6 protein-coding genes are annotated in these 5521 nt (G+C 70.9%); 5 read left to right on the plus strand and 1 reads right to left on the minus strand.

Annotated elements, in window-relative coordinates:
• Positions 1-204 precede the first annotated feature (204 nt).
• The 5 genes from D7W82_RS38035 to D7W82_RS38055 all read left to right on the plus strand — a co-directional run bounded on the left by D7W82_RS38035 (position 205) and on the right by D7W82_RS38055 (position 4424).
• Entirely contained in the window at positions 205-876 is a 672-nt protein-coding gene (locus tag D7W82_RS38035) for a hypothetical protein (protein WP_120622945.1), read from the plus strand.
• Positions 877-919: 43 nt separating this feature from the next.
• Entirely contained in the window at positions 920-1876 is a 957-nt protein-coding gene (locus tag D7W82_RS38040) for a GNAT family N-acetyltransferase (protein ID WP_120622946.1), read from the plus strand.
• Positions 1877-1987: 111 nt separating this feature from the next.
• Positions 1988-3127, plus strand: a complete 1140-nt coding sequence (locus D7W82_RS38045) for a hypothetical protein (protein ID WP_120622947.1) — start codon at positions 1988-1990, stop codon at positions 3125-3127.
• A gap of 23 nt (positions 3128-3150) precedes the next feature.
• Positions 3151-3453, plus strand: a complete 303-nt coding sequence (locus D7W82_RS38050) for a YkgJ family cysteine cluster protein (RefSeq protein WP_120622948.1) — start codon at positions 3151-3153, stop codon at positions 3451-3453.
• Positions 3450-4424: a hydrolase gene (locus D7W82_RS38055; protein WP_120622949.1), complete on the plus strand. Its 975-nt coding sequence runs from the start codon at positions 3450-3452 to the stop codon at positions 4422-4424. The genes D7W82_RS38050 and D7W82_RS38055 overlap by 4 nt, the downstream gene beginning before the upstream one ends.
• Here the strand turns inward: D7W82_RS38055 and D7W82_RS38060 are convergent, their stop codons facing one another.
• On the minus strand, positions 4425-5075 hold the full coding sequence (locus D7W82_RS38060; protein WP_120622950.1) for a hypothetical protein: 651 nt from the start codon (positions 5073-5075) through the stop codon (positions 4425-4427).
• Positions 5076-5521 lie beyond the last annotated feature (446 nt).

Below are 5521 nucleotides of genomic sequence, written 5' to 3' on the forward strand. Positions count from 1 at the left end.
GCAGTGACGAGGCGAGCAGCAGCGCAACGGGGAGCATCGAGGTTCCTTGGGTGAGGCAGGTGCGGCAGCGGACCTGCAAGGGAGCGTGAAAGTGCCGGCTCCCTTTCCGGCGCGAACTTCTTAGCGCCGCGGGACAGGGAGCGTCTTCACCTTCTAGGCTCGAAATGCGGTCCCTTCCTGGACCCGGTATGTGAGGACCCGCCCTTGAGGCCCACCCTGCTCGCGCTGCTGTTCGTGTTGGTGTCCTGGCCCGCCGTCGCTCCGGCGGCACAGAAGGTCACCGTTCCGGTGGATGTGGGCGTGGGGCCGGCGGTGTTCGTGTTCTCCGGTCCCATCGCGGACGACCAGCTGCTGCACACGGGGCTGAAGCTGTCGGTGGACGCGGTGCTGGACAAGGAGTGGCTGCGCAAGAACCAGCGCGCGATTCCCGCGCGCTACCGGAAGCAGGCGAAGCAGATGGACGAGATCCGCATCTCGCCGTCCATCTTCATCCCGGACTCGTTCATCATCTCGCCGAAGTATCGCGACACGGGGATGTACGGCGTGACGTTCAAGCCGCTGGGGCTGGGGGTGCCACTGTCGTCCAGTCCGGTGCGCTTCAAGCTGGGCGTGGGGCTGGTGTTGACGTACGCGTACATCTTCTCCGACACGCTGCCGGACACGCACCTCCTGCGGCCCGGAGCGAGCCTGGGCGCGGACCTGGAGTTCCAGCTGGCGAAGAGCTTCCTGGTCAGCGTGGGCTGGGAGTCCACGTTCTACGTGCCGCAGGAGCTGGGCGGGCTGGGGCTGCCGGACTCGCTGGGGGACGGCATCTTCCACGTGGGGCAGGCGTACCTGCAGCTGCATTTCCGGTTCCCGTACACCACGACGCTGTAGGGCTCGCGCGAGGGCGGGGCACGTGTCTAGCGTGCCCGGCACCATGTCACTCGTCCTCGCCACCGACGCGCAGAAGGCGCAGCGCGACGCCGTCACCCATGCCGCGTGGGGTTCGCCCCTGAGCGTGCCGCAGTACCAGGAGCGCGAAGCGCGGCTGCGCGCGCACCCGTGGAGCCGCGAGGGCATGAACACGTGGCTGTGGTTGGCGGACGACGGCCGGGTGCTGGCGTCGTGCGAGACCTTCCACACGGACAGCTTCCTGCGGAGCGCGGACGGACAGCTGACGCAAGGGGACAGCTACGCCATCGCCAGCGTGTACACGGAGGAGCACCTGCGCGGGCGGGGACACGCCACCCGGTTGATGGACGCCGTCGCCGCGGAATTGGAGCGGGTGGCGCCGCGTCCGCACTCGGTGGTCCTGTTCTCCGACGTCGGGGCGCCGCTGTATCGCCGGTCGGGCTACGTGGAGGTGCCCGCGTGGGACTGGCACCTGGACGCGGCGGAGGCACCGGGGGGACGGCCCGTGGACGGAGGCCTCCAGGAGACGGACGTGGCGGGGGCGCTCGCGCGGATGCGCCAGCCGGACGTGCCCTTCTTCCTGTGGCCTGGCGCCGCGCAGGTGGACTGGCACCTGGAGCGGGAGCGCATCTACGCGGACCTGCTCGCGCGGCCCCGGCCCCGGACGTGCGGCGCGGTGGTGGGCGAGTCCACCGCGCTGTGGACGATGAACGCGCGCTACGGCGAGCTGGTGGTGCTGATGCTGGATGCGCGGGACGCCTCCGCGGCGGAGGTGCTGCTCACGGAGGCGCGCCGCGTGGCGCACCAGGCGGGGCTCAAGCGCGTGGTGTGGTGGGAGGAGCCCGCGACGGCGTCACTGCTTGGCGGGGTCCCCGGGGCGGTGCGCGTGCAGCGGGACGGGTCGCTGCCCATGCTGCGTCCGCTGCGCCCGGGGCTGCCTTCCGCGCCGGAGGTCCCCTTCCCTCGCGCCCTGTGGGTGTGAGCTTCGCGGCCAGGGCGGCGGTCTGGCTTCCTGCCGCCGGCCTGGTGGGAACGGAGGCATCCGCCTCCACCGGATGTGTCAGGCGGCGACAGGTCCCCTAGGATGCGCCCCATGGCCGAGCGAAGGCGCATCATCGAGGGAACCTGGAACTGCACGTCCTGCGGCGCCAAGAACATCCCCGCCCGTCACAAGAACTGCCCCTCCTGCAACAACCCGCGGGAGCTGAGCGGCAAGGAGTCCGAGTTCGATTTCGGTGACGTGGACGCGGCCTCCGGCAGGTCCACCCGCGAGGGTGTCTCCGACGAACAGGCCCTGGACCTGGCCGGGGCCGGCGAGGACTGGTTCTGCGCCTACTGCGGCGCCGCGAACAGGGGCGACGGCAAGCGCTGCCGGCAGTGCTCCGCCGAACGGGGCTCGGATGCGAAGGCCGCGCCGCTCGCGGACCTGGGCCCCAAGGTGCCACCCAAGCCCGCGCCCAAGCCCCGCCGCTTCGGGAAGGTGGCGCTCATCGTGGTGGGCATCCTGAGCTCGTGCTGCCTGGGCACCTGCGCGGTGGGCATCTGGGGCAACATGAAGCATGAGCTCAAGGGCGAGGTGGTGGCCACGAGCTGGCGCCGCGCGCTGGTGCAGGAGCGCTTCGTCCCGGAGACGCGCACGGGCTGGCGGGACGAGCTGAGCACCACCTCGCCGCGCATGCCGGTGAACGGCGCGGGCGAGGTCGCGGGCGTGACGAACATCCGCGACTGCGTGTCCCGCCAGCGCGGCACCCGCCGGGTGGCGGACGGCACCCAGCGCGTCTGCCGGACGAAGACGCGCAAGGTGGCCTGCGGCACCGAGGAGAAGTGCACCCGCCGCGACAAGGGCAACGGCTTCGCCGAAGAGGTCTGTCACGACGTGACGAAGTACTGCAACGAGTCCTACGAGGACTGCGATACGGAGACGCGCTACCGCAACGAGCCCGTCTACGCGCAGCAGTGCGCCTACGACACGTACGTGTGGAAGCCGGTGGACACGCGCGAGCTCAAGGGCACGGAGGGGCCGCCGCGCTGGCCGGAGCTCACCGCCGGGACGAACGAGCGGGTGCGGCGCGAGGAGGACTACACCGTGCTCGTGCGCTACGACGACGACGGCGTGAAGCAGCACGAGGTGAAGCCCACGCGCGAGGACGAGTTCGTCGCGTGGAAGAAGGGTCAGGGCGTCACGCTCACGGTGACGAACCTGGGCAAGGTGGAGCAGGCCGTCCGCCGCTGAAGCAGCACCGCCCGAGGAGTCTCATGGAGTGCACCTGCTGTGGCGCCTGCTGCGTGGCGCCGGACATCGCCGCGCTGGACAAGCCGCTGGGGCTGCGGTGCCCGCACCTGGGCGCGGACAACCTGTGCACCGTGTACGAGCGGCGGCCCCAGGTGTGCCGGGACTACGCGGCGGACGAGGTGTGCCGCCGCATCGAGGCCCCCACGTTGGAAGAACGCGTGAACAACTACCTGGCGCTGTTCCAGCTCACCGCGGAGGCGGAGGCCGTGCGCAAGTCCGGCTGCGCCTCCATGCGGATGGCGCGCGCCCTCAGGGAGCGGAAGTGAACTTCCAGCCCACCGAGCCGTTCGTTCCCGCGCCGGGCCTTCGCGGCGCGCATGCGCAGACCATCTACGCGTCGCTCGTGCGCCCCACGCGCGTGCCGCCCCTGCGCAGGGAGCGGAGGGATCTGCCGGACGGGGACTTCGTCGACCTGGACACCTTCGACGGGCCGAAGGGCGCGCCGCACGTGGTGGTGCTGCACGGCCTGGAGGGGTCCTCGCAGGCGGGCTACGTCACGGAGGTGCTGCGGGGCGCGGCGAAGCGCGGCTGGGGCGCCACGGCGATCAACTTCCGCTCGTGCAGCGGGGAGCCGAACCGGCTGGCCCGGGCGTACCACTCCGGCGACACGGCGGACACGCTGCTGGTGATGGCGGACGTGCGCGAGCGCATCACCGGGCCCATGCTCGCGGTGGGCTTCTCCCTGGGCGCCAACGTGCTGTGCCGGCTGCTGGAGGAGACGGGCGAGCAGGCGCCGGTGGTGGCCGCCGCGTCCATCAGCGCGCCGTACGACCTGGACGCGTGCTGCCGCAAGCTGGATGGCGGCAGCGGCTACCACTGGCTCTACCGCGAGCGGTTCCTGCGCACGCTCAAGAGCAAGGCCCGCGCGAAGCTGCGGCGGTTCCCGGGCGCGTTCGACGGGACGCGCATGGAGGCGGCGCGCACCATCCGGGGCTATGACGACGTGGTCACCGGGCCGCTGCATGGCTTCCGGGACGCGGAGCACTACTACCGGGAGGCGTCGTCGGGGCCCAGGCTCGCGGACATCCGCCGGCCCACGCTGCTCTTGAGCTCCGCGGATGATCCGATGCTGGAGGCGCCGGTGATTCCGCCTTCCGCGCGGGACAACCCGTTCCTCAGCGTGGTGCTCACCGAACAGGGCGGCCACGTGGGCTTCGTCGCGGGCCGCGTGCACCGCCCGTACTTCTGGGCGGAGGCGCAGGCGCTCGCGTTCTTCGAGCGGGTGCTCGCCCGCTGATCAACCGAAGAAGAAGGTGAGGCCGAGTTTTCCCGACGGCTGCACCTTGCGCATCATCCACGACTGCGTCTCCACGGGAGACAGCGAGTCGCGGAAGGGCTCGTCCAGCTTCTGGAGGCTGGGGACGTCCATCTCCATGAAGCTCATGCCGCCGCGCACGAAGAAGCTGAGGCGCCGGGTGGCGTTGAACTCCAGGCCCACGTGCGTGCTGATGTACGTGTAGCCCACGCGCTCCATGGAGGAGGTGGGCAGCTGCGTGCTGTCCGCCAGCCGCCGGTTCAAGGTCTTCGTGCTCGCGGCCTGCGCGTGTCCGAACTCCCATGAGAACGAGGGAGAGAGCTTGCCCTTCAGCGGGAGCAGCGTGAGTCCCGCGCGCAAGGCGCCTCGCAGACCGTTGTGCGCGCCGCCGAGGTGGATGCGCAGGTGCTGCGAAGGCCGGAGGACGCCGGAGAGTCCTGCGCCTTCGGGCATGCCCGCGTCGAGCATCAGACCGAAGGGCGCCAGCCGCTCCGGATCATTGCTCATCCGCCGACGGCCTTCCATCTGTGGTGCCTGCACCTGGGGTGACTGCACCTGCGGTGTTGATTGGGCCATGGCCGTGTGAGCCGCCAGGGCCGCTACCGCCGCGGTGACGATGGACACCGCTCCCATGAGGATTCTCCCCGTTCCAGACATCGCGGCCACGCGCGATGAGATTTGCGAGGTACGCCGGATCCCGGGAGCACCTGCCCTCCGAGACCCGGCTGCGTGTTGCTCCCCCCGACCCGCCACTCCACTCCCGCCACTGCCACACGTCCGGTGCTGACTGTCGCGTCGCCTGGATGCCGCCGCCGGCTGGATCGCGAAGCTCTCGCACCGCCACGTCTTGATTCACGGCCCTTCACGTCTCCCGTCCGGCGACCTCGACCGCCTTTGCCGGACTCCCCCAAACTGCGCACTGCTCCGTCCCACCGCCCAGCCCCATCCCGCGACCTGCTTGCTGCCCTGCTCGACCGCGCTGCCTGCTGCCCCCGGTGCCGCGCGATGCGAGGTGATGCGCACTGCCCTGATCCGCCGTGCTGCTTGTGCTCCGTGCTGCCCCGTCCTGCGTGCTGCCC

The organism is Corallococcus sp. CA049B (assembly GCF_003611685.1).
Classification (GTDB): domain Bacteria; phylum Myxococcota; class Myxococcia; order Myxococcales; family Myxococcaceae; genus Corallococcus; species Corallococcus coralloides.

Bases quoted from the DNA above. Each gene is read 5' to 3' on its own strand.
- D7W82_RS38040 (WP_120622946.1), top strand. From the start codon at position 920: ATGTCACTCGTCCTCGCCACCGACGCGCAGAAGGCGCAGCGCGACGCC.
- D7W82_RS38050 (WP_120622948.1), top strand. From the start codon at position 3,151: ATGGAGTGCACCTGCTGTGGCGCCTGCTGCGTGGCGCCGGACATCGCC.
- D7W82_RS38045 (WP_120622947.1), top strand. From the start codon at position 1,988: ATGGCCGAGCGAAGGCGCATCATCGAGGGAACCTGGAACTGCACGTCC.
- D7W82_RS38060 (WP_120622950.1), bottom strand. From the start codon at position 5,075: ATGGGAGCGGTGTCCATCGTCACCGCGGCGGTAGCGGCCCTGGCGGCT.